Origin of the sequence: Billgrantia pellis (assembly GCF_008297955.1) — a bacterium.
GTDB lineage: Bacteria > Pseudomonadota > Gammaproteobacteria > Pseudomonadales > Halomonadaceae > Halomonas > Halomonas pellis.
The window spans coordinates 547,570-570,530 of the sequence record NZ_VTPY01000001.1; the positions used below are offsets into that span (position 1 = coordinate 547,570).

Below are 22,961 nucleotides of genomic sequence, written 5' to 3' on the forward strand. Positions count from 1 at the left end.
GCCTTTGTGCCGGCTGGAGTGGTATGATGGCAGGCTGTTAATGGCGTTCCGTAATTAGGCGAAACACTGCGCGATTCGCTCGCGCACGTAAGTCGTGGAGTGTTTGCTTAGCGCCAAATCGCTGTAGCGTAAAGGACTCGAAAACCCATGGGTGACATCGCCAGAGAGATTCTGCCAGTCAATATCGAGGACGAACTGAAGCAGTCGTACCTCGACTACGCGATGAGCGTGATCATCGGCCGTGCGCTGCCGGACGTACGCGACGGTCTCAAGCCGGTGCATCGGCGCGTGCTGTTTGCCATGCACGAACTCGGCAACGACTGGAACAAGCCCTACAAGAAATCGGCCCGCGTCGTGGGCGATGTCATCGGTAAATATCACCCTCACGGTGACAGTGCCGTCTACGACACCATCGTACGCATGGCGCAGGACTTCTCCATGCGCCACGTGCTGGTCGACGGCCAGGGCAACTTCGGCTCCATCGACGGCGACAGTGCCGCCGCCATGCGTTACACCGAGGTGCGCATGGCCCGGCTCGCCCACGAGCTGCTGGCCGACCTCGACAAGGATACGGTCGACTGGGTCGATAACTACGACGGCACCGAACGCATCCCCGAGGTGCTGCCGACCAAGGTGCCCAATCTGCTGATCAACGGCTCCTCGGGCATTGCGGTGGGCATGGCCACCAATATCCCGCCGCACAACATGGGCGAAGTGATCGACGGCTGCCTGGCGCTGATCGACAACTATACCCTGACCGTCGATGATCTCATGGAGTACATCTCCGGGCCCGACTTCCCCACCGCGGGTATCATCAACGGGCGTGCCGGCATTCTCGAGGCCTACCGCACCGGGCGCGGGCGCATCTATGTCCGCGCCCGCCACACCATCGAGCACGACGACAAGACCGGCCGCGACCATATCATCGTCACCGAGCTGCCTTATCAGGTGAACAAGGCGCGACTGATCGAGAAGATCGCCGAGCTGGTCAAGGACAAGAAGATCGAGGGCATCGCCGAACTGCGCGACGAATCCGACAAGGATGGCCTGCGCGTGGTCATCGAGGTCAAGCGCGGCGAATCCGGCGACGTGGTGGTCAACAATCTCTTCGCCCAGACCCAGTTGCAGAACGTCTTCGGCATCAACATGGTCGCGATCGAAGACGGCCAGCCGAAGATCCTCAACCTCAAGGAAATTCTCGAGGCCTTCATTCGCCACCGCCGCGAGGTCGTTACGCGGCGCACCCTGTTCGAGCTGAAGAAAGCCCGTGAACGCGGCCATATCCTTGAAGGCCTGGCCGTTGCCATCTCCAACATCGACGAGGTGATCGAGCTGATCAAAGCCTCGCCGAGTGCCGCCGAGGCCAAGGAAAAACTGCTCGACAAGGTATGGCAGCCCGGGCAGGTCACCGCCATGCTCGAGCGCGCCGGCGCCACCTCGTGCAAGCCCGAGGATCTGGAAGAGGGCTTCGGCCTCAACACCACCGGCACGGAGTACCGTCTCTCGCCGGCCCAGGCCCAGGCCATCCTCGAACTGCGTCTGCATCGCCTGACCGGTCTCGAGACCGAGAAGCTGCTCGATGAGTACCTCGGTATCCTCGAGAAGATCGCCGAGCTCACCGCGATCCTGGCTTCCAGCGAGCGCCTGCTCGAGGTGATTCGCGAGGAACTTACCGCCGTGCGTGACCAGTTCAGCGATCCGCGGCGTACCGAGATCCAGGCCAGCCACCTCGATCTCTCCATGGAGGATCTGATCGCCGAAGAAGACATGGTGGTCACGGTTTCACGCACCGGCTATGCCAAGACCCAGCCGCTCTCCGACTACCAGGCCCAGCGTCGCGGCGGGCGCGGCAAGTCCGCCACCGCCATGAAGGACGAAGATGTCATCGAACACTTGCTGGTGGCCTCGACGCACGACACCGTGTTGCTGTTCTCCAACAAGGGCAAGGTCTATTGGCTCAAGGTCTATGAGATGCCGGTGGCCAGCCGCGGTTCGCGTGGCAAGCCGCTGGTCAACCTGTTGCCCCTGGACGAAGGCGAATCGATCAATGCCATCATGCCGGTGCGCGACTACAGCCCCGACTGCTACATTTTCTTCGCCACCGCCAAGGGGACCGTCAAGCGCACCAGCCTCGACCAGTTCTCACGGCCGCGTAGCGTCGGCCTGATCGCCATCGATATCGAGGAGGGCGACCGCCTGGTGGGGGCCGCCATCACCTCGGGCAACGATCATGTGATGCTGCTGTCCTCCAACGGCAAGGCGATCCGCTTCGAAGAGGGCAATGTGCGCGCCATGGGCCGTACCGCCCGGGGCGTGCGCGGCATGAAGCTGCTGGGCAATGCCGAGGTGATCAGCCTGATCATTCCACAGAGCCAGCAGATCGATGCCGACGCCGACAACGATGTGGAAGGCGAGGCGAGCGCCGCGCAGGAGAACGGTAACGGCGGCCAGATCTACATCCTCACCGCTTCCGAGAACGGCTATGGCAAGCGCACCCGACTCGAGGAGTTCCCGCTGCGCGGTCGTGGCGGTCAGGGTGTGATCGCCATGCAGACCAGCGAGCGCAACGGCTCACTAGTCGCCGCCATGCAGGTCTACTCGGCCGACGAGATGATGCTGATTACCGACCGGGGTACCCTGGTGCGTACCCGCGTCGACGAGGTCTCGATCACCTCGCGCAATACCCAGGGCGTGATGCTGATTCGCCTGGGCAACGACGAGAAGCTGGTCAAGACCGTGCGCATCGACGAGCCCGAAGCGGAAAGTGAGACTGAGACGGAGATCGAGCCTGAGAATGGTGCCGAGAGCGCGTCGGAGGATGCGCCGAGAGCCGAGCGGCAGAGCGGGCCGGACGCGGACGAGAACGGCGGCGTAGAAGAGAACCAGAACGACGAATAAAGCGTTTGCAATACCGGAAAGCGATGAGCTGTTCCGGCGACAAGCCTCGCGAGGGCGCTGTAAACCCATCCCTGGGCGCTATTTTTGCCATCCATGGCAAAAGACCCTCGCTACGGCTTGCCCCGGCGCTCATCTCGCCTGGCCACGACATGAGTAGAACGGAACACCACGCTGATGACACGCCACTATAACTTCTGCGCCGGTCCCGCGGCGCTGCCCACCCCGGTGCTGGAACGCGCAAGGGAAGAGCTGCTCGACTACCAGGGCCGTGGGCTCTCGGTGATGGAGATGAGCCACCGCTCGCCGGAGTTCGTCGCCATTGCCGAACAGGCCGAGGCCGACCTGCGCGAGCTGCTCGCCGTACCCGAGAACTACAAGGTGCTGTTCCTGCAGGGCGGCGCCAGCCTGCAGTTCTCCATGGTGCCAATGAACCTGCTGGGGAAGGGCGGTACGGCCAACTTCCTCTATACCGGGATCTGGGGCAAGAAGGCGCAGACGGAGGCGAAGCAACTGGGCTTTGGGGTGCACGTGGCGGGGTCCAGCGAAGCCGGCGGCCATACCGAAGTGCCCGCCCAGGCTGACCTGACCTTGTCGGAAGATGCCGCCTACCTGCACTACACCGCCAACGAGACCATCGGCGGGCTGGCGTTCGACTATATTCCCGACGTCGACGTGCCGCTGGTGTGCGACTACTCTTCCAGCCTCCTCGCCGAGCCGTTGGACGTATCACGTTTCGGCGTGATCTACGCCGGGGCGCAGAAGAACATCGGCCCTGCAGGCCTCACCCTGGTGCTGGTGCGCGACGACCTGCTGGATCGGCGCTGCGAACGCATCCCGGGCCTGTTCGACTATCGTGCCATGGCCGAGGCGGGTTCCATGGTCAACACGCCGCCCACCTACGCCTGGTACCTGGCGGGGCGGGTGTTCCAGTGGCTCAAGCACGACATCGGCGGGCTCGAGGCCATGGCGGCCATCAATGCGCGCAAGGCGGCCAGTCTCTATGCGGCGATCGATGCCAGCGGCCTCTATTCCAACCCCATCGCAGTGCGCAACCGTTCGCGTATGAACGTGCCCTTCGTGCTGGCCGACGAGCGCCTCGACAAGCCGTTTCTGGCCGAAGCCGAGGAAGCCGGGCTGCTCAACCTCAAGGGGCATCGCAGTGTCGGCGGCATGCGAGCCAGTCTGTACAACGCCGTGCCCGAGGCGGCGGTCGAGGCGCTGATTGCCTTCATGGCCGACTTCGAGCAACGCAGGGGATAAGCTTATGACCGACACCCCCAGCCTCGACTCGCTGCGCGAGCGCATCGACGAGCTCGACAACGAAATCCTGCGCCTGATCAGCGCCCGAGCCGATTGCGCCAAGCAGGTCGCCGAGGTCAAGACCCAGAGCGACACCGGGGCCGTCTTCTACCGCCCCGAACGCGAAGCCCAGGTACTGCGCCGCATCATGGAGCTCAACCCCGGGCCGCTCAATAGCGAGGAGATGGCGCGGTTGTTCCGCGAGATCATGTCCGCCTGCCTGGCACTGGAGCAGCCCACCAAGGTGGCTTACCTCGGGCCGGAGGGCACTTTTACCCAGCAGGCCGCGCTCAAGCATTTCGGTCACAGCGCGGTCAGCATGCCCATGGCGGCCATCGACGAGGTGTTTCGCGAGGTTGAGGCAGGGGCCGTCAACTACGGTGTGGTGCCGGTGGAAAACTCCACCGAGGGGGTGGTAAGCCATACCTTGGACTCCTTCATCGACTCCTCGATCCACATCTGTGGCGAGGTGGTGCTGCGTATTCATCACCATCTGTTGATCGCCGACACCACCCTGCGCGACAAGATCTCCCGCATCTACTCGCACCCGCAATCGCTGGCGCAGTGTCGCAAGTGGCTCGATGCCCATTATCCGCGCGCCGAGCGGGTGCCGGTGTCCTCCAACGCCGAGGCGGCGCGTATGGTCAAGAGCGAATGGCACAGCGCGGCCATCGCCGGCGACATGGCCGCCAGACTCTACGGCCTCGATAAGATTGCCGAGAAGATCGAGGATCGCCCCGACAATTCCACGCGCTTCCTGATCATCGGCTCCCAGCACGTGCCAATGTCCGGCGAGGACAAGACCTCGATCGTGGTGGCCATGCGCAACCAGCCAGGTGCCCTGCATGACCTGCTGGAGCCGTTTCACCGACATCAAATCGACCTCACGCGCCTGGAAACGCGCCCGTCGCGCACCGGCGTGTGGAACTACGTCTTCTTCATCGACTTCAAGGGCCACGTGGATGAGCCACGGGTCGCCGCCGTGCTCGAGGAAGTCCGTCTGCGCGCCTCGGAAGTGAAGGTGCTCGGCTCCTATCCCGTGGGCGTAATGTAGGCGTGGCGTTCGGTAATCTCAAAGGCGAGCCGCTGGCCGAGTCGCGTATCCTCATCGTCGGTCTGGGGTTGATCGGCGGTTCGCTGGCCGCTGCGCTGCGTGCCGCCGGTCATGAACGGAGCATCGTGGCCTGCGACCCGGATGCCGCCGAAATCGAGCGTGGCATCCAGATGGGCCTGATCGATGGAGGCGATACGCGACTGACGCCGCTGGTCGAGGGGGCCAGCCTGATCGTTCTGGCGGTGCCGGTCCTGGCCATGAGAGGCGTCATGGACGAACTGGCCGCGGCGCTGCCGGAAGGTGTCGTGGGCGGCGAAGCCCCGCGCGTGGTGATCACTGACGTGGGCAGCACCAAGGCCGCGGTACGCGACTGCGCCCTGGCGGCCTTCGGCGAGCTGCCGGCCGGGCTGGTGCTGGGGCATCCCATCGCCGGCTCGGAGAAGAGCGGGGTGGCCGCCTCCGATCCATGGCTCTATGCCAACCACAAGGTGATCCTGACTCCCGCTGCCGATACCGCTCCGTCTGCCATCGCGCGTATACGCGCGCTATGGCAGGCGTGCGGTGCCGAGGTGCTGGAAATGGAGGTGGAGCGGCACGACCAGGTACTGGCTCGCACCAGCCACCTGCCGCACCTGCTGGCGTTCACGCTGGTCGATACCCTGGCACGGCAGGACGAGCGGCTGGAAATCTTCCGCTACGCTGCCGGTGGTTTTCGCGATTTCACCCGCATCGCCGGCAGCGACCCGGTCATGTGGCGAGATATCTTCACCGCCAACCGCGATGCCGTGCTGACCGCCCTCGACGATTTCGAGGTCGGGCTCGGCCGATTGCGCCGCGCGGTGGAAATCGGCGACGGCGATGCCATGCTCGCCACCTTCGACCGGGCCAGCCATGCCCGGCACTATTTCGACTCTCTCCTGAACCAGTCCAGTTATCAGGCGGAATATCACATGCAACGACAAGGCAAGCTCACCTTCCGCGCCGCTCCGGGCGGACGCGTGGCCGGGCGTATCCGCGTGCCCGGCGACAAGTCGATCTCACACCGTTCGATCATGCTCGGCGCCCTGGCCGAAGGCATCACGGAAGTGAAAGGCTTCCTGGAGGGGGAGGATAGCCTGGCCACCCTGCAGGCGTTCCGCGAGATGGGGGTGGCGATCGAGGGGCCGCACCAAGGGCGCGTCACCGTGCACGGTGTCGGCATGCACGGCCTCAAGGCGCCTTCCGGTCCGCTCTACGTGGGCAACGCCGGTACCGCCATGCGCCTGTTTGCCGGCCTGCTGGCGGGGCAGGCCTTTCCTACCGAGCTGATCGGCGATGCGTCGTTGACCAAGCGCCCCATGGGGCGCGTGGCCGATCCGCTGCGGCTGATGGGGGCCGTGATCGACACCGCCGAGGGCGGGCGCCCGCCGCTCAAGATCCACGGCGGCCAGAAGCTCCGTGGCATCGACTACGACATGCCGATGGCCAGTGCCCAAGTGAAATCCTGCCTGCTGCTCGCCGGGCTCTATGCCGAAGGCGAGACTCGCGTGCGCGAGCCGGCGCCCACCCGGGACCACACCGAGCGCATGTTGGCCGGGTTTGGCTACGAGGTGCACCGGGACGGCGATACCTGCTGGCTCACGGGCGGCGGCAAGCTCGCCGCGTCGTCCATCGACGTTCCTGCGGACATTTCCTCGGCGACCTTCTTTCTGGTGGCGGCCGCCATCACGCCGGGTTCCAACCTGATCCTCGAGCATGTCGGCATCAATCCCACCCGCATCGGCGTGATCAATATCCTCAAGCTGATGGGCGCCGACCTTCGTCTGACCAACGAGCGCGAGGTGGGCGGCGAGCCGGTGGCCGACCTGCATATTCGCTATGCGCCGCTCAAAGGCATCGACATTCCTCGCGACCAGGTGCCGCTGGCCATCGATGAGTTCCCGGCGCTGTTCATCGCCGCGGCCAGCGCCAACGGGGTAACCCGCCTGCGCGGCGCCGAGGAGCTGCGCGTAAAGGAGTCCGATCGCATCCAGGCCATGGCCGACGGCCTGGCCACCATCGGCGTCGAGCATACCGTGGTGGAGGACGGTATCGATATCGTGGGGGCCGGCGACCGTGACGTATCCTACGGGGGCGGCCGTATCGACAGCCTGGGCGACCATCGCATTGCCATGGCGTTCGTCGTCGCCTCGCTGCGGGCCGGCGAGGAAATCGTCATCGACGACTGCGCCAACGTCGCCACCTCGTTCCCGGGGTTCACGGAACTCGCGCGGGTAGTTGGCCTCAGAGTGAGCGAGGAAACGCAAGAGGTGGAGGCATGAGCGAGGCCAAGGTGCTGACACTGGATGGGCCCGGTGGCGCCGGCAAGGGCACGATCAGCCGCCTGGTCGCGGAGCGCCTGGGCTGGCATCTGCTCGATAGCGGCGCGCTCTATCGCCTGACGGCGCTGGCGGCCAAGCGTCACGGAGTGGCGCTTGATGACGAAACGGCGCTCGGCCGGCTGGCCGCCGAACTCGATGTGGTGTTTCTGGCCGAAGACGAGAGCACCCGGGCGCTGCTTGAGGGCGATGACGTCAGCCGTGAGATACGTACCGAACGGGTAGGCGATGCGGCGTCGCAGGTGGCTGGGCTGAAGGCGGTGCGCCAGGGATTGCTGCAGCGGCAGCGCGACTTCAGAAAGCCTCCCGGGTTGGTGGCCGACGGCCGCGACATGGGCACCGTCGTGTTCCCCGATGCAGACCTCAAGATATTTCTCACGGCCACCCCCGAGGAGCGTGCCAGACGGCGCCACCTCCAGTTGCAGGAAGCGGGGGTGGATGCTAATCTATCGAGTCTTTTGAAGGAAATTCAGGCGCGCGATGCACGTGATATGCAGCGCAGCGTGGCTCCGCTAAAACCGGCGGAAGATGCCATCACGCTGGATACCACGCGCCTGAGTATACCGGAAGTGGTGGAACGGTTGACGGAGTGGCTGGCCCAGCGCGGCCTCGTCTCCCAGACTTGATCTCCCTTGCGGCGCCCTCGATGGATGTCATGGCATGGTCGGGCAACTTCCCAATTCGGCAAGCCCGGTCAGGTCCAACCAGCGTTAACATCCCCGGGGGTTTGGTAAATAAGGCCCGCACTCGCTGGTGGTGCGGAGAAGGCGGCAACGCCTCAACACCGTTGATCACGTAGGAAAATCATGAGCGAAAGCTTTGCTGAACTGTTTGAACAGTCACTTCAGGACATCAACATGGAGCCGGGCGCCATCGTCACGGCGACTGTCGTCGACATCGAGGGTGACTGGGTCACCGTCAATGCCGGCCTGAAGTCCGAAGGACAGATTCCCGCGGCTCAGTTCCGCGACGAGAACGGCGAACTCACCATCGCCGTTGGCGATGAGGTCAGTGTCGCCCTGGAAGCCGTCGAGGACGGTTTCGGCGAGACGCGCCTGTCTCGCGAGAAGGCCAAGCGCGCCGAAGCCTGGAAGGTGCTGGAAGCGGCCTTCGAGAAGGAAGAGATCGTCAAGGGTGTGATCAACGGCAAGGTCAAGGGTGGCTTCACCGTCGACATCGACTCCATCCGTGCATTCCTCCCGGGTTCCCTGGTCGACGTGCGTCCGGTGCGCGACACCACGCACCTCGAGCACAAGGAACTCGATTTCAAGGTCATCAAGCTCGACCCCAAGCGCAACAACGTAGTGGTGTCCCGCCGCGCCGTGCTCGAAGCCGAGAACAGCGCCGAGCGTGAGGCGCTGCTTGCCACCCTGCAGGAAGGCCAGCAGATCACCGGTATCGTCAAGAACCTGACCGACTACGGCGCCTTCGTCGACCTCGGTGGCGTCGACGGCCTGCTGCACATCACCGACATGGCTTGGAAGCGCATCAAGCATCCGAGCGAGATCGTGGCCGTGGGCGACGAGATCAATGTCAAGGTGCTCAAGTTCGACCGCGAGCGCAACCGTGTTTCCCTGGGTCTCAAGCAGCTTGGCGAGGATCCGTGGGTCAACATCAAGGACCGCTACCCCGAAGGTACCGTGGTGCCGGCTCGCGTCACCAACCTCACCGACTATGGCTGCTTTGCCGAGCTGGAAGAGGGTGTCGAGGGTCTGGTCCACGTCTCCGAGATGGACTGGACCAACAAGAACATCCACCCGTCGAAGGTCGTCAACATCGGCGATGACGTGGATGTCATGATCCTGGACATCGACGAGGAGCGTCGTCGTATCTCCCTGGGTATCAAGCAGTGCACGCCGAACCCGTGGGAAACCTTCAGCGCCCAGTACAACAAGGGCGACCGTGTGTCCGGTACCATCAAGTCGATTACCGACTTCGGTATCTTCATCGGTCTGGAAGGTGGCATCGACGGTCTGGTTCACCTGTCCGACCTCTCCTGGTCCGAGCCGGGCGAAGAGGCCGTGCGTCGCTTCAAGAAGGGCGACGAGGCGGAAGCCGTCATCCTCTCCATCGACCCGGAGCGCGAGCGCATCTCCCTGGGTATCAAGCAGCTCGACACCGACCCGGTGGCCGAATACCTGTCCGTCAACGACAAGGGCTCCATCGTCTCCGGTCGTGTGGTCGAGGTGGACGCCAAGGAAGCTCACGTCGAGCTGGCCACTGACGTCATCGCCGTGCTCAAGGCATCCGAGATCAGCGCCGATCGCGTCGAAGACGCGCGCAACGTGCTGTCCGAAGGCGACACCGTCGAAGCCCGCATCGTCGGCGTCGATCGCAAGAACCGTGCGATCAACCTGTCGATCAAGGCCAAGGATCAGGACGACACTCGTCAGAACCTGAAGAAGCTGCGCGAGCAGGAAGTCGAGACCGGTGGCCCGACCACCATCGGCGACCTGATCAAGCAGCAGATGGGTCAGGACTGATCGACCCTCGGGCTCCGTTCGCGGAGCCCGAACCTGGCTCTGGTAGCCAACGAAAACGCCACCCTAAGGTGGCGTTTTTGCGTCTGGGCAATAGCCTCGTTGAGGCGCAGGCAGTGGTGTATAACGCCTTGCGACATATAACGCAATGCGTTATATTCCTGCTTAAGAGAGGATACCTCATGATCAAGAGCTTCAAGGATAAGGCTACGGCCACCATCGCTAATGGCAAGGTGGTTTGCAAGCTGCCACAGGACATGCAGCGTAACGCCTTGAAGAAGCTCCGTCAGCTTGATGCCGCTGGCGTACTTGATGATCTTCGTATCCCGCCAGGCAACCGGCTTGAGGTGCTACGTGGTGATCGAGAAGGTCAATACAGTATCCGCATCAATGACCAGTGGCGCATCTGCTTTCGATTCGAAGCCGGCAATGCCTACGATGTCCAAATCGTCGATTACCACTGAGGAGGTGGAGCATGACCGAACGTCTGCCCAATATCCATCCGGGGGAAATCCTGCTGGAGGATTTCATCGAGCCGATGGGATTGACCAAGAATGCCCTGGCTACCGCCATTGGCGTGCCGGCGACACGCATTGGGGAAATCACTCGAGGCGCGCGGTCTGTCACGGCTGATACCGATCTGCGCCTATCCCGCTTCTTCGGTACCAGCGAAGGCTACTGGTTGCGCCTGCAAAACGCCTATGATCTGGAAGAGGCGAAGCGGGGACACGAATATGAAGGAATCAAGCCGCATGCAGCTTGAATCCCACACGATACTTCTGATCTTGGTAAAGTGTCGCGCGCTTCATCAAGCGCTATAAAAGTCCATGAACTTCACCGGCTGACTTTCCTCGATCACTTCCGCCCACAGGTCATACTCATCGGCATTCGTCACCCGGGCCCGAACCACGTCGCCGGGACGCAGGGGACGCTTGGATTCCAGGAATACCATGCCGTCGATCTCGGGGGCATCGGCTTCGCTGCGGCCGATGGGGCCGTCCTCGTCGACCTCGTCCACCAGTACCTCGATCTCACGGCCGATCTTACGTTCGAGGCGGGCGGCGGATATCTGCTGCTGGTGCGCCATGAAGCGCTCCCAGCGCGCCTGTTTCACCTCGTCAGGTACCGGGGCCAGGCCCAGCTCGTTGGCCGGTGCGCCCTCCACCGGTGAGTACGGGAAGCAACCCACGCGATCGAGCTGCGCTTCGCTCAGCCAGTCGAGCAGGTACTGAAAGTCCTCTTCGCTCTCGCCGGGGAAGCCGACAATGAAGGTAGAGCGGATGGTCAGTTCGGGGCATACCTCGCGCCAGCGCTTGATGCGCTCGAGCGTCCGGTCCTCGTAGGCGGGGCGCTTCATCGCCTTGAGCACCTTGGGGCTGGCATGTTGGAAGGGAATGTCCAGATAGGGCAGGATCTTGCCCTCCGCCATCAACGGGATCAATTCGTCCACGTGGGGGTAGGGATACACATAGTGCAGGCGAACGCGAATGCCGAGCTCGGAGAGCGCCTCGCACAGCTCGGTGAGACGCGTCCTGATCTCGCGGCCACGCCACTCACCGGCAGCGTAGCGGAGGTCCACACCGTAGGCGCTGGTGTCCTGGGAGATGACCAGCAGTTCCTTTACGCCGGCTTTCGCCAGTCCTTCGGCCTCCTTCAGCACGTCACCGACCGGCCGGCTGACCAATTTGCCGCGCATGGAGGGAATGATGCAGAAACTGCAGGAGTGGTTGCAGCCCTCGGAGATCTTCAAGTAGGCGTAATGGCGCGGTGTCAGCTTGACGCCCTGCGGCGGCACCAGATCGATACGCGGATCATGATCTTGCCTGCGTGGTGCGGCCTCGTGCACCGCGCCGACCACACGCTCGTACTGCTGCGGGCCGGTCACGGCCAGCACGCTTGGGTGAACGTCGCGAATGGCGCCTTCATCCACGCCCATGCAACCGGTCACGATCACCTTACCGTTTTCGGCTATCGCTTCGCCAATGGCATCAAGCGACTCGGCCTTGGCGCTGTCTATGAAGCCGCAGGTGTTGACCACCACCACATCGGCATCGTCGTAGCTGGGCACGATCTCGTAGCCTTCGGTGCGCAACTGGGTCAGGATGCGCTCGGAATCCACCAGCGCCTTGGGGCAACCCAGCGAGACGAAACCGACCTTGGGTGTGGACATGCAGTACCTCTTGAAATGAAAAGCCAATGCCTGTGCGTGCGAATCGCTGGTTCCTCGCGCCTTGCGACCCACAGGGATGTGGGAAGTGCGTTGGTTCGTCTGGAACGAACCTGGCCACTTCATCTCGCTCGACGATTTGCCTAGCGTTGGCGAACAATTAAGGGGGCGAGCGAAGATTAGCTATTCTCGTTAGCCATCATGTCGCAGGATAGGTACCCTGCGGAGTGAAGGAAGAGCATTTTAGCGTCGCCCGGGAGCATAGGGAACCGCATGGCCACCATCGAACACAGTGCAATTCTCAAGGCTCCGCCGGAGCGTGTCTTCGCCCTGCTGGAGCGGGTCGAGGATTTCGTCGACTACTCCGACATGATCCAGGCGATCGAACCACTGGGCGAGCAGCGCTATCGCTGGCATGTGCACGCGGTGGGCATGGATTGGACTTTCGACGTCGCCATTACGGAGAACCGCCCACCCGAAGTCTTGGCCTGGGAATCCATCGAAGGTGTGCATAATCAAGGCTGCTATCGGCTGCGACCGGTGGAAGAGGGCACCGAGGTGTCGTTCACGCTGACGTATACCCTGCGCAACCGCCTCATGGAAAAAGCCGTGACCAAGGCGGCCAGGCCGCTGGTGAACAAGGTCAGTCGGCAAATACTCGAACGCGTGGAAGCTCGCCTATAGCCACATTTGCTCGTCACGCGATCTTCTCGTCTGCCACGGCAAGGACTACACTCGATGCGACGAGGTCGCTTCGGCCTCATTGAGGATTGTCGTCGTGTTCGAAGGGCTGATAGGGTGCCTGACGGTGCTGGTGGCTCAGCTAGCACTCCTCCACTATATCGATCGGCGCGTCGCCGCCATGCCACGGCTGAAAGAGCCTCCCCCGAAAGAGCCGGATGGCTCGGCTTCGTCGCTTCCCTTATCGCCAACTCAAAGGGAAGGGCATCTCGACACCTGATCGGTGTGTGGCATTTCAGCTTGGTCGCTTTCCGACCTACGGCACAACCAGAATCGGCAGCGCCACCCTTGCCAACAGATCGGTATCTTCGTCGAGCAACAGGGCCAATTCGGCACGATGCAACAGCAAGCCGCCCGCTTCGGCCTGGGCCAGCAAGCTCGCCAGTTCTTCGGCATGGTGCGTGTGCAGTGGTGCCACGCCGTCGAACAGCGAGATGAGCGGCTCCGGAATGGTGGCCGCGACATCCGGTTCGGCCGTTGCTTGGGCCAGCCAGCGTAGTGGACCGGGACGGAGAGGGTGACGTTCGTCCCATAGCAGCACCGCACAGGGTGCCTCCAGGATCAGCCGACGACTGGTGGAACCCAGACGCCTTCCCCAACGTTCGGTGGCGCCCGCCTTGCCCATCACCAGGACGTCAGCGGGGCCTGCCCGAGTCAGTGCTTCGCTTGCGACCTGCCCGCGACGAACGTCGAGCCGGTGCCGTACATGGCGACCGGCGACGGCGGCGGACAGTGCCCGGTTCACGCGCTGCAATTGGCGGGCATGAGTGGCTTCCAGCGAGGCGTGGGTGAGGGGCCGCGTTGTTCCCGACTGGCTGCCTATCTCGCAGGAGAACGGAAAGGCCGCGCAAGCCAGCAAGTTGGTATCCTCCACGTAGAGAGCCACCAGCTCGGCCTGCTGCCGGCTGGCCAGGTCCACGGCAACGGCCAGTGCCGCCAGGCTATGCCGCGAAGCGTCCAACAATGCCAGCACACGGGCGCCATTCAGCAACGGCGCTTGCTGCCGGTCATGGGAGGGCTCCCGGTCATTCATTGTCATTGCGCTCCTCGCCGTCATGGAGGACGTCGTCTTCCCTGTCTGGGCCGACCCGCTTCTTCACTGCTCGGTGGAAACTCGCCAGGCGCGCCATTACCCGCGCATTGACGCTGCCTTCGGGGTAATGGCCGTTCTTATCCGGATTGCCGGGTGGTTCGCCGACAAGGCGTTCCAGCGCCTGGTCGAGTTTCTCGATAGCGTATATCCGGAAATCGCCGGCTTCGATGGCGTCGCGAACGTCGCGCTTCAGCATCAGATGCGCCACATTGGCGGCGGGAAGCAATATGCCATGACCCTTAACGCCGCCGCGTGCCCGGCATACGTCGAAGAAACCTTCGATCTTTTCGTTGACGCCACCTACCGCCTGCACGTTCCCCTGCTGGTCGATCGAGCCGGTCACCGCCAGACGCTGATCGATCCCGACCCGGGCGATGGCCGAGATCAGCGCACACGCTTCGGCCACCGATGCGCTGTCGCCTTCGACGCCGCCGTAGGACTGTTCGAAGGCGAGGCTGGCAGAGAGCGACAACGGCACGTCGGGGGCATAGCGACTGGATAGGCAGCGCGACAGAATCATTACCGCCTTGGAGTGGATACGCCCGCCCAGGCGCGCCTCGCGCTCGATATCGACCACATGGCCGGGGCCCGGGCGGGCGGTCGCCGTGATCCGGGCGGGCTGGCCGAACGCGTAATCGCCCATGCTGAGAACCGTGAGACCATTGACCTGGCCGATGCGCGATCCTTCGAACTCGATCGCCACGGTACCGCGAGTGATGCGCTCGTGGCTGAGCTCATGCAATCGGCTGGCGCGCCAGAGCTGCTGCTCGACGGCTTTCTCGACATGCGCGCGCGAGATGACCTTGGCACCGTTGCGATCCGCCCAGTGATCGGCCTCCTGCAGCAGATCGCTCAACACCCGATGTCGGGCAACGAGTTTCTCCTGATCGTCGGCCAAGCGGCTGGCTCGCTCGATGGCGGCTGCCACTCCGCTGCGATCGAGAGGGCGTAGCGTCGCTTCGCGTGCCAAGGTGGCGATCATGCGCGCGTAGAGCGGCTGGTTGCCGTGATTACGGTTCAGCTCGTCCTCCAGGTCGGCCTGGACCTTGAACAGCTCGAGGAAATCGGGGTCGTGCTGGCACAACTCATAGTAGAGATGGCGTTCGCCCAGCAGTACGACTTTCACATCCAGTGGCACCGGCTCGGGCTCCAGCGTGATGGTGTTCATCAGGCCGTAGGTCTGCTCCAGCGACTCGGTACGGATCTCGCCGGCGCGAAGAACGCGCTTGAGCGTCTCCCAGGCGCCCGAATGCATCATCAGGGCGCGCGCATCCAGGAGCAGGTAGCCGCCGTTGGCCCGGTGCAGGCCGCCGGCGCGAATCAGCGAGAAATCGGTAAGCAGCGTGCCGTTGTGGACGTATTGCTCGATGCGTCCCACCAGATGCGGATGCGTCGGCAGATCGACATACACGACCGGGGCACCGTCGCAGCTCTTGTTGTCGACGATGAGATTGAGCAAGAAGCGGTTGAAGATCGTTTCGGGCGTGATATCCGGTTCTGGTTGCAGGAACGAATCCCCATGCTGCAGGAGCGCCCGGCGAATCGCCTGGAGATGATCCTTGACATCGTCGTGACCGTTGTAGCGCTCTTCCAGTTCGGTCAGCGGTGCATCGATCACCGATTGCAGCATCTCTTCGTTGAGCGCCTTGATTTGCTCGCGCAGTTGCTTGGCCAGGCGCGGCATCTGGCGAATCGCCTGGCTCAGTGTCTTCTGCAGCACTTCCACCGTGCGCTCGATGCGTTCACGCTCGTCCCTTGGCAGCTTCTCATACGCTTGCGGCGACATCATTGCGTCACCCTCGGCGGGGGCGAAAGTGAAGCCGTTGGGGGTGGAGAGCAGCAGAATATCGAGTTCGCGCGCTTCGCGGCGCACCGCTTCGATGGCATCGCGCTGTCGCTCGCCCATCGCCTGCTTCAGCTCGTGCAAGCGATTCTGGTACTCGTCGCCCTCGAATAGGGCGGGAATGGCGGTACGTAACTCCTCGACCAGTTGCTCGATGTCGGCGCGCAGCACGCGTCCCATCCCCGAGGGTAGCCGTAGATGCCGCGGGCGCGAGGGATCGTCGAAATTGAAGCGATAGGCGATATCGGGTGGGCTGGGTTCATGGCGGGATCGCTCGGTGAGGAAGCGTTCCACCATATGGTGTTTACCGTGGCCGGAATGACCGAGTACGTAGAGATTGAAGCCTTCGTTGCGCATCGACGTGCCGAAATCGAGTGCATCGCGAGCGCGCTCATGCCCGCTCAGCAAATCCAGCGATTCCAGTTCGCTGGTATCCTCGAAATCGAAGGCCTCCTCCGGGCAGGCGCGGTAGACCTGTGAGGCATCCAGGGGGGTCACCTAGCATTCTCCTTGTCTCATTCCTGCCGCTGCCGAGCGGTGTCTCGTGGCGGGCGGGTATCGAGCGGCGCAGTCCCAGTATGGCGGAGTGGCTGCCTCCCTGCACGCTAGAGGTCAAGCCCCTTTTTTGTGGCGAAACGCGTTGGCCTACCCCTGGAAGGTAGCGAGCAGCCAGCGCTTCACCGTCCCTGCCGCAGGGCTGAGCGGTCGTTTTCTGCTGTGGGCGAGGAAAAGGTGTCGGCGGGCGGGCAGTCTGGCCTCGAAGGGAATGACGAGCCGTCCGTGCTCGAGGGCATCGCGACTGAGCAAGGTGTCTCCCAGGGCGACGCCCAGGCCGCTCTCGGCTGCCTGGTGGGTGAGTAGTGCCTGGTCGACGTGTAAATGTCGCGTGACGCCCAGTGCCAGGTCGTATCGCCGCACCAGGCGGTGCCAATCCTGATGCAGGATATCGTGAATCAGCGTGACGCCGTGCAGCTTGCCTTCGGCCAATGCCGGATGCTCCGCCAGGTAGGCCGGGCTGCAGAGCGGCAGCACAGTGAGCCGGGACAAGAGCGTGGTGTCATAGCGTTCGTCGGCTTGGGGGAGATAGCGGATCGCCAGGTCATTGGCGGCTTCCTGCAAGGAGTAAAGCAAAGGAGAGGCGCTCAAGCGCAGCTCGATATCGGGATGTTGCGTGCAGAAGCCGGGCAGGGCCGGCCCAAGCCGCATCAGGGCGAAGGCAGGCGGTAACGCCAGCCGTACCGTCCTGAGCCGATCCACCTGTTGCATCGATTGGCTGACACCGACCAGCTCGTCCATCAGCGGCGCCATGCGTCGGTAATAGGCGTTGCCCGCTTCGGTGAGCGCAATGGAGCGTGCCCGACGTTCGAACAGCGTCAAGCCTAGCCAATTCTCCAGAATCTTGATCTGCTGGCTGATGGCACCCGCCGTTACCGACGCCTCGTCGGCGGCCTTCTTGAAACTGAGATGCTGAGCGGCAAGGCAGAAACACTGTATGGCCTTTAGCGGTGGCTGGCTCATGACGGCGTTTTTCTCAGTCATGGAGAAGAAATTACTCGTTTGTTGGTGTAACAGAAATTGCCGAGCATGGCGATGATCTCTTTGGAATCCACTGCAGGAGATAGCGCCATGCGTAAGGAACGCCTGTCCGCCGCGGCCTGGAGGCTGATTTTATGTGGGTCATTGCTGCTGATGCTCTCGTTCGGCATACGTTCGAGCATGGGCCTTTTCATGCCGCCACTCAGTGCGGCCAATGAATGGGGGCGCGATCTCATCGGCCTGGCCCTGGCGATCCAGAACCTCGCCTGGGGAGTGATCGCCGTCGTCGCGGGCGGACTGGCCGACCGCTTCGGTACGGTGCGCGTGGTCATGGCCGGTGCGGTGCTTTATGCACTGGGCTTATGGATGACCGCCGGTGTCGATCAGGTCTGGATGCTCCATTCCGGTGCCGGCCTTCTTGTGGGAGCCGGCGTGGCCGGTACGGCCTTCGGCATTGTACTGCCTGCCATGGCGCGGGCAGTGAGCGAGGCGCAGCGGCAATGGGTGCTGGGGGTCGGCACCGCCGCAGGTTCGCTGGGGCAGTTCCTGTTGGCGCCCGTCGCCCAGGGCTTGATCGACTGGCTCGGCTGGGCAGGCGCGCTCAATGCCATGGCCTTATTGAGCCTCACCATGGCGCTGCTGGCCATGCCGCTGGCCGTATCGGACCGCGGTGAAGGAGGCGTCGCCGAGATCGCCTCGCCCGAGGCGTTTCGCGCCACCCTTCGCCTGGCCAGGGGACACGCTTCCTACTGGCTGCTAACCCTGGGCTTCTTCGTCTGCGGGTTCCACCTGGCCTTCATTACCGTCCACATGCCGGCCTTTCTCGGCGATGCCGGATTCGACGCCAGCGTTGGCGCTTGGTCGATCAGCCTCATCGGCCTTTGCAACGTGGTGGGCGCCTTCATGGCCGGAGTGATCTCCAGCCGGATCTCCAAGCGCCTGGTGTTGCTCGTGATCTACGCCGGGCGTGCGGTGGCGATCACGCTATTCATGCTGCTGCCGCTGAGCCTGACCACGGTATTGGCGTTCAGCTGCGTAATGGGCCTACTGTGGCTGGCGACCGTGCCACCGACCTCGGGGCTCGTGGCGACCATGTTCGGCACGCGCTACATGGCGACACTGTATGGCGTGGTATTCCTGAGCCATCAGATCGGCAGCTTTACCGGGGTATGGCTTGGTGGCTTTCTCTACGAGGCGACCGGCTCCTATGTCGCCGTCTGGTGGAGCGGGGTAGTGCTGAGCCTGGTGACCATGGCCTTGCACTGGCCGATTCGCGAAGCGCCGGCTAACGTTATGCGAGCGATGGCGCCATCGGCCTGATGGGCCGTGGACGGAAGGCGAGACGAGGAGGCGTAATGACGTTCACGTTCTGGTTCGAATTCGCCAGTACCTACTCCTATCCGGCAGCGATGCGCCTTGAGCATATGGCCGCCGAACGGGGCATCGAGGTGCGCTGGCAGCCGTTCCTGCTGGGGCCGATCTTCAAGGCTCAGGGTTGGGACGACTCGCCGTTCAACCTTTACCCGGCGAAGGGGCGCTACATGTGGCGGGACATCGAGCGGCTGTGCGAGCGCGACGGCATTCCCTTTCGCCACCCGTCGCAATTTCCGCGCAACGGCCTGCTGGCGGCACGCATCGTTGCCATGCACACCGGGGAGGCCTGGGTACCCGCCTTCGTACGAGGTGTCTTTCGTGCCAACTTCGAGCATGACGAGGATATCGGGGACCCACAGGTCATCGCCGGTTGCCTGGCCGAGCTGAAGCTCGACGCCTCGGCCGTTTTGGAAGAGGGGCAGCGGCCCGAGGCCAAGACCGCATTACGTGAAGCCACCGGACGTGCCGTGGAACTCGGCATCTTCGGAGCGCCGTTTTTCATGGCTGGCGACGAACCGTTCTGGGGCTATGATCGAATGGAGCAGGCGCTGGCGTGGTATGCGTCGCAGCGTTCTGTCAGGATCGCTGAAGGGGCCTGACCGTGCGGTGAAAGTGGCGGTGAAAGTGGCCATTTTCGTCTTGACGAACGGGAGTGAATCGGATGAACGCCAGCAAGATCTTGCAACAGCTCATGCAGCAGGCCGGTGGCCAGAAGAGCGGTGGTATGGACGTGAAGGGCATGCTCGACGGGTTGTCTCGCCAGCTGGGTGGCGACGCCTCGGGCCAGGCTTCGACCGGCAAGAGCGGGATGGACATGAAGAGCCTGCTGGGAGGTGGCGCCATGGGGCTGTTGGTAGGCTCCAAGCGCGGTCGCAAGCTCGGCGGCAAGGCGCTCAAGTACGGCGCGATCGCGGCCGTCGGCATGCTGGCCTGGAAAGCCTGGCAGAACTCGCAGGGCGCTTCCCAGACCGTTCAAGGCTCCCAGGGCACGGGTAGCCAGCCGACGAACGACGTTGGCGAAGGCGAGCGGATCGAGGTGCTGGAGGGCGAACTGCAGGAGCAGCGCAGCCTCGAGCTGCTGCAGGCCATGATCATGGCCGCCCGTGCCGACGGTCATATCGACGAACAGGAGCGTGAGCTGATAACTCAACAGATCGACGCCCTGGGGGCGGATGATGAACTGCATCGCTGGGTCGAGCGTCAGCTGAGTGCGCCGCTGGACGCCGAAGCGCTGGCGCATCAGGCCGACTCATCCCAGGCGGCACGTGAAATGTACCTCATCAGCGTGGCGGTGATCGACGAACAGAACCCCATGGAGCGTGCCTGGCTCGATCAATTGGCCAAAGCGCTCAAGCTCTCTCCCGAGCTCGCGGCGGAGCTGGAACACCAGGCGCAGCAGGCGGGCTAGCGTTTCTTTTCCGCTTTATTCAGCGATAGCGGTAGACACGCAGACTCGGCAGGTAGGGCGTCTCCTCCAGCTTCTCGTCGCTGCGTCGAGCGCGGGTACGGCTCTGCGGCGGAGCGGCCGGCGGCAGATTGTGGTCGGGCAGGCGTGCGCGCGGCGCGGGCAGGAAAAGCGGCAGGGCCACGTTCATGGCGCGCCGGGTGCGGCCGTCCTCGAGCGGTTCGCAGAAGAACAGGTTGGCTCGCATCAGAGGCGCCTGGGTCTGCACCTGAGCCAACGGTTCGCTCTCGGGCAGGCCGGCCAGCTTGCGCAGTTGAATGCGCACGTGCGGCGCATCGGTATCCAGCGTCAGCAGCTTCTGCTCGACTTCGCGCACGGTGAGTCGCTTGATCGAGCGACCGCTTGAGTACCAGGCCAGTCGTACCCGGGCCACCGGCGCTTCAGCCGTGGGTATGGCCCGCCAGCATTGCTTGAGATGCAGCCGCGCCAGGCCGCTCCCGCGCAGGTGGTCGTGCAGCTGCGGATGGCGAAAGGGCAGTACCGCCTTGGCTTCGGCCAGCAGGGGCGGATGGGTGTCGCGAATGCGGGCGAGGTGGGTGGCGAAGTCGGCCTTCGCCGCGTTGACCTCGGCGACCTTCTCCAGCAGGCTTTCATCGGCGGCCACCAGACCGACATGGCTGCGGGTGGCGCGGCCGTCCTGGCCATCGGTATACCAGAAATCAAGCAGGGCACGCCGCAGCCAGGCGGTGCTGGCCTCGGCCTGGAAGGCCCAGGCTTCGGCGGGAGAGCGTTCATAGGCGGCCAGCAGTGCCTCGGTACTCTCGATCAGCCTGTCGAAGGCGGCCTCGAGTTCCGCCAGCAGGCGGTAGCTCGGTGCCGGCGCCAGGGTCACGGCTCTTCGCCTCGATCGGCGCGGGCCAGCCACTCCTCGATATTGCTCTCGTCCAGTGCCGGCTCGCCGGCGATGCGGTGCGACTCATCGGCCCAGGCACCCAGGTCGATCAACTTGCACCGCTCGCTGCAGAACGGTCGGTAGGGGCTCTTCTCGCTCCACTCCACCTTGTTGCGACATTGCGGGCAGGCGACGGTCAAGGGGCGTTGGTTGTGTTGGCTCATGGATCCCGTAGCGGTTGATGGCTTTCGTGCAGTTTAGCGGTGCGCATCGTCATTCGGCCAGGCGTACAGAGCCACGGCATTCAATCCCTGCGATGGGCTTTCCGGTAGGCCTCATTGCGATCGCGTTCCCCATGGGGCCTTGGCCGCTATTCTCCGATAGCGCCGATCCAGCTCGGCCACCTGGACGGCCAGGTCTGCCTCGTTGCCGCTGTTGTCGATCACGTCATCCGCACGGGCAAGGCGCTCGGCTCGCGGCATCTGGGCCGCCACGATGGCACGCGCCTGGGTATCGTCGACGTCGTCACGGGCGGCGGTGCGGGCAAGCTGCAGGCTTTCGGGCACATCGATCACCAGGCAACGGTCCACCATTTCGCTCTGGCCGGATTCGAACAGCAGCGGCGAGACGAGCAGCACGTAAGGGGCACCTTCGGACTGAAGCCGTTCTAGGTGAGCGATTATCCGCTCGCGTATGCGTGGGTGAGTCACCGACTCGAGCCAGAGGCGCTCACTCGGATCGGCGAAGACGATCTCGCGCAGCGCACGGCGATTCAGGCTGCCATTCGCCAGCAGCGCTCGCTGGCCGAAGCGTGCGGCGATCTCGACCAGCGCCGGCTCGCCGGGCTCGACCACTTCGCGCGCCACGTCGTCGGCATCCACCCAAGGCACGCCCAGCGCGGCGAAGGCGCGTGCCACGGTGGACTTTCCCGAAGCGATACCGCCCGTTACCCCAACGATCATGTCGTCTCCCTACTGCAACCCACTGAGTCTCAAATAGAACGCCATCAGCGGTTCGCCCACCAGCAGCGCGATCCAGCCGGCCATGGCCAGGTACGGGCCGAAAGGCATCGGTGCGCCACGCAGCCGCGGCAGAGCGAGCTGAACGACAACACCGACGATGGCCCCCACACCGGCCGAGAGAATCAGCACCAGGGGCAGGTATTGCCAACCGAGCCAGGCGCCAAGTGCCGCCAGCAGCTTGAAATCGCCGTAGCCCATCCCCTCTCTGCCGGTCACCAACTTGAACAGCCAGTAGACGCTCCATAGGGCGAGATAGCCCGCCATGGCGCCGATCACCGCATCGTGAAGCATCAACGGTTGGAACAGCAATTGGTAGAGCAGGCCGGCCCACAACAAGGGGAGAGTGGCGATGTCGGGGAGTAGCTGGGTGCGTAAATCGATCACGGCCAGGGCGAGCAGCGCCAGGCAGGCCGTGTACAGGAACAATCCCTGCCAGGTGGCGCCATACAGCGCAACGACCGCCAGCGCCAGGCCCGCGCCGGCCAGTTCCACCAGCGGATATTGTGGGCTGATGCGCGACTCGCAGGCGGCACAGCGGCCCCGGCGTTTCAGCCAGCCGATGACGGGCAGGTTGTCGTGCCAGGCGATAGGCGTCTCGCACTGGGGGCAGAGCGATCGCGGCACCAGCAAATTGAAACGGGGAGAGGCCTCTTCAGGCAGCTCCAGCGCCTCGCGGGCCTCGGCCCGCCAGCCCAGCATCAGCATGACGGGCAGGCGCACGATCACCACATTGAGAAAACTGCCCAGGCAAAGGCCGAGTATCGCTGCCAACGGCCAGAGCATAAGGGGGGGAAGGTTAA

The 22,961-nt window shown here is 63.6% G+C and carries 20 protein-coding genes; 12 read left to right on the plus strand and 8 right to left on the minus strand.

Annotation, left to right across the window (positions count from 1 at the left end):
• Positions 1-147 precede the first annotated feature (147 nt).
• The 8 genes from gyrA to F0A17_RS02670 all read left to right on the plus strand — a co-directional run bounded on the left by gyrA (position 148) and on the right by F0A17_RS02670 (position 10,851).
• The gene (gyrA, locus tag F0A17_RS02635; protein ID WP_149326773.1) at positions 148-2,898 is read left to right on the plus strand and encodes a DNA gyrase subunit A; all 2,751 of its coding nucleotides are present in this window, start codon (positions 148-150) and stop codon (positions 2,896-2,898) included.
• 174 nt (positions 2,899-3,072) lie between these two features.
• Entirely contained in the window at positions 3,073-4,158 is a 1,086-nt protein-coding gene (gene serC, locus F0A17_RS02640) for a 3-phosphoserine/phosphohydroxythreonine transaminase (protein WP_149326774.1), read from the plus strand.
• 4 nt (positions 4,159-4,162) lie between these two features.
• On the plus strand, positions 4,163-5,251 hold the full coding sequence (gene pheA / locus F0A17_RS02645) for a prephenate dehydratase (RefSeq protein WP_149326775.1): 1,089 nt from the start codon (positions 4,163-4,165) through the stop codon (positions 5,249-5,251).
• A gap of 2 nt (positions 5,252-5,253) precedes the next feature.
• On the plus strand, positions 5,254-7,551 hold the full coding sequence (locus tag F0A17_RS02650) for a bifunctional prephenate dehydrogenase/3-phosphoshikimate 1-carboxyvinyltransferase (protein WP_228716779.1): 2,298 nt from the start codon (positions 5,254-5,256) through the stop codon (positions 7,549-7,551).
• Positions 7,548-8,234: a (d)CMP kinase gene (gene cmk / locus F0A17_RS02655; protein WP_149326776.1), complete on the plus strand. Its 687-nt coding sequence runs from the start codon at positions 7,548-7,550 to the stop codon at positions 8,232-8,234. Before F0A17_RS02650 ends, cmk begins: the two co-directional genes overlap by 4 nt.
• Positions 8,235-8,414: 180 nt before the next feature.
• Positions 8,415-10,091 (plus strand): 30S ribosomal protein S1, encoded by a 1,677-nt coding sequence (rpsA, locus tag F0A17_RS02660; RefSeq protein ID WP_149326777.1) that lies wholly within the window; start codon positions 8,415-8,417, stop codon positions 10,089-10,091.
• 179 nt (positions 10,092-10,270) lie between these two features.
• On the plus strand, positions 10,271-10,552 hold the full coding sequence (locus F0A17_RS02665) for a type II toxin-antitoxin system RelE/ParE family toxin (protein ID WP_149326778.1): 282 nt from the start codon (positions 10,271-10,273) through the stop codon (positions 10,550-10,552).
• An 11-nt stretch (positions 10,553-10,563) separates the two neighbouring features.
• Complete coding sequence (locus F0A17_RS02670; protein ID WP_149326779.1) at positions 10,564-10,851, plus strand: HigA family addiction module antitoxin; 288 nt, start codon at positions 10,564-10,566, stop codon at positions 10,849-10,851.
• A gap of 45 nt (positions 10,852-10,896) precedes the next feature.
• On the opposite strand, the gene rimO is transcribed toward F0A17_RS02670, so the two are convergent.
• The gene (rimO, locus tag F0A17_RS02675; RefSeq protein WP_149326780.1) at positions 10,897-12,258 is read right to left on the minus strand and encodes a 30S ribosomal protein S12 methylthiotransferase RimO; all 1,362 of its coding nucleotides are present in this window, start codon (positions 12,256-12,258) and stop codon (positions 10,897-10,899) included.
• A 270-nt stretch (positions 12,259-12,528) separates the two neighbouring features.
• Here rimO and F0A17_RS02680 point away from each other — a divergent pair, with 270 nt between their 5' ends.
• Entirely contained in the window at positions 12,529-12,939 is a 411-nt protein-coding gene (locus tag F0A17_RS02680; RefSeq protein ID WP_149326781.1) for an SRPBCC family protein, read from the plus strand.
• Between the two features lie 313 nt (positions 12,940-13,252).
• On the opposite strand, the gene F0A17_RS02685 is transcribed toward F0A17_RS02680, so the two are convergent.
• The 3 genes from F0A17_RS02685 to F0A17_RS02695 form a co-directional block, all read right to left on the minus strand.
• Positions 13,253-14,029, minus strand: a complete 777-nt coding sequence (locus F0A17_RS02685) for a universal stress protein (RefSeq protein WP_187774599.1) — start codon at positions 14,027-14,029, stop codon at positions 13,253-13,255.
• Positions 14,022-16,430: a Lon protease family protein gene (locus F0A17_RS02690; protein WP_149326783.1), complete on the minus strand. Its 2,409-nt coding sequence runs from the start codon at positions 16,428-16,430 to the stop codon at positions 14,022-14,024. Before F0A17_RS02690 ends, F0A17_RS02685 begins: the two co-directional genes overlap by 8 nt.
• 147 nt (positions 16,431-16,577) lie before the next feature.
• Positions 16,578-17,471 carry a LysR substrate-binding domain-containing protein gene (locus F0A17_RS02695; protein WP_223111491.1) on the minus strand — a complete coding sequence of 298 codons (894 nt, stop codon included), beginning with the start codon at positions 17,469-17,471 and terminating at the stop codon, positions 16,578-16,580.
• Positions 17,472-17,558: 87 nt separating this feature from the next.
• Between F0A17_RS02695 and F0A17_RS02700 the strand changes: the two genes are divergently transcribed.
• The 3 genes from F0A17_RS02700 to F0A17_RS02710 all read left to right on the plus strand — a co-directional run bounded on the left by F0A17_RS02700 (position 17,559) and on the right by F0A17_RS02710 (position 20,250).
• Positions 17,559-18,788 carry an MFS transporter gene (locus F0A17_RS02700; RefSeq protein ID WP_149326784.1) on the plus strand — a complete coding sequence of 410 codons (1,230 nt, stop codon included), beginning with the start codon at positions 17,559-17,561 and terminating at the stop codon, positions 18,786-18,788.
• Positions 18,789-18,823: 35 nt separating this feature from the next.
• On the plus strand, positions 18,824-19,441 hold the full coding sequence (locus F0A17_RS02705; protein ID WP_149326785.1) for a 2-hydroxychromene-2-carboxylate isomerase: 618 nt from the start codon (positions 18,824-18,826) through the stop codon (positions 19,439-19,441).
• A 62-nt stretch (positions 19,442-19,503) separates the two neighbouring features.
• Positions 19,504-20,250, plus strand: coding sequence for a tellurite resistance TerB family protein (locus tag F0A17_RS02710; protein WP_149326786.1), 747 nt, complete (start codon positions 19,504-19,506; stop codon positions 20,248-20,250).
• A 19-nt stretch (positions 20,251-20,269) separates the two neighbouring features.
• Here the strand turns inward: F0A17_RS02710 and F0A17_RS02715 are convergent, their stop codons facing one another.
• From F0A17_RS02715 to F0A17_RS02730, 4 genes are all read right to left on the minus strand, one after another.
• Positions 20,270-21,133 carry a DNA replication terminus site-binding protein gene (locus F0A17_RS02715; protein ID WP_149326977.1) on the minus strand — a complete coding sequence of 288 codons (864 nt, stop codon included), beginning with the start codon at positions 21,131-21,133 and terminating at the stop codon, positions 20,270-20,272.
• A 2-nt stretch (positions 21,134-21,135) separates the two neighbouring features.
• Positions 21,136-21,363, minus strand: a complete 228-nt coding sequence (yacG, locus tag F0A17_RS02720; RefSeq protein WP_149326787.1) for a DNA gyrase inhibitor YacG — start codon at positions 21,361-21,363, stop codon at positions 21,136-21,138.
• A 111-nt stretch (positions 21,364-21,474) separates the two neighbouring features.
• Positions 21,475-22,101 (minus strand): dephospho-CoA kinase, encoded by a 627-nt coding sequence (gene coaE / locus F0A17_RS02725; RefSeq protein WP_149326788.1) that lies wholly within the window; start codon positions 22,099-22,101, stop codon positions 21,475-21,477.
• 9 nt (positions 22,102-22,110) lie between these two features.
• The gene (locus F0A17_RS02730; protein ID WP_149326978.1) at positions 22,111-22,944 is read right to left on the minus strand and encodes a prepilin peptidase; all 834 of its coding nucleotides are present in this window, start codon (positions 22,942-22,944) and stop codon (positions 22,111-22,113) included.
• Positions 22,945-22,961 lie beyond the last annotated feature (17 nt).

Excerpts from the sequence above, each read along its gene's own strand:
- cmk (WP_149326776.1), top strand. The coding sequence starts at position 7,548 with ATGAGCGAGGCCAAGGTGCTGACACTGGATGGGCCCGGTGGCGCCGGC.
- F0A17_RS02685 (WP_187774599.1), bottom strand. The coding sequence starts at position 14,029 with ATGAATGACCGGGAGCCCTCCCATGACCGGCAGCAAGCGCCGTTGCTG.
- coaE (WP_149326788.1), bottom strand. The coding sequence starts at position 22,101 with ATGATCGTTGGGGTAACGGGCGGTATCGCTTCGGGAAAGTCCACCGTG.
- serC (WP_149326774.1), top strand. The coding sequence starts at position 3,073 with ATGACACGCCACTATAACTTCTGCGCCGGTCCCGCGGCGCTGCCCACC.
- rpsA (WP_149326777.1), top strand. The coding sequence starts at position 8,415 with ATGAGCGAAAGCTTTGCTGAACTGTTTGAACAGTCACTTCAGGACATC.
- F0A17_RS02700 (WP_149326784.1), top strand. The coding sequence starts at position 17,559 with ATGCGTAAGGAACGCCTGTCCGCCGCGGCCTGGAGGCTGATTTTATGT.
- yacG (WP_149326787.1), bottom strand. The coding sequence starts at position 21,363 with ATGAGCCAACACAACCAACGCCCCTTGACCGTCGCCTGCCCGCAATGT.
- F0A17_RS02670 (WP_149326779.1), top strand. The coding sequence starts at position 10,564 with ATGACCGAACGTCTGCCCAATATCCATCCGGGGGAAATCCTGCTGGAG.
- F0A17_RS02705 (WP_149326785.1), top strand. The coding sequence starts at position 18,824 with ATGACGTTCACGTTCTGGTTCGAATTCGCCAGTACCTACTCCTATCCG.
- rimO (WP_149326780.1), bottom strand. The coding sequence starts at position 12,258 with ATGTCCACACCCAAGGTCGGTTTCGTCTCGCTGGGTTGCCCCAAGGCG.
- F0A17_RS02665 (WP_149326778.1), top strand. The coding sequence starts at position 10,271 with ATGATCAAGAGCTTCAAGGATAAGGCTACGGCCACCATCGCTAATGGC.
- F0A17_RS02730 (WP_149326978.1), bottom strand. The coding sequence starts at position 22,944 with ATGCTCTGGCCGTTGGCAGCGATACTCGGCCTTTGCCTGGGCAGTTTT.
- F0A17_RS02710 (WP_149326786.1), top strand. The coding sequence starts at position 19,504 with ATGAACGCCAGCAAGATCTTGCAACAGCTCATGCAGCAGGCCGGTGGC.
- gyrA (WP_149326773.1), top strand. The coding sequence starts at position 148 with ATGGGTGACATCGCCAGAGAGATTCTGCCAGTCAATATCGAGGACGAA.
- pheA (WP_149326775.1), top strand. The coding sequence starts at position 4,163 with ATGACCGACACCCCCAGCCTCGACTCGCTGCGCGAGCGCATCGACGAG.
- F0A17_RS02680 (WP_149326781.1), top strand. The coding sequence starts at position 12,529 with ATGGCCACCATCGAACACAGTGCAATTCTCAAGGCTCCGCCGGAGCGT.
- F0A17_RS02695 (WP_223111491.1), bottom strand. The coding sequence starts at position 17,471 with ATGACTGAGAAAAACGCCGTCATGAGCCAGCCACCGCTAAAGGCCATA.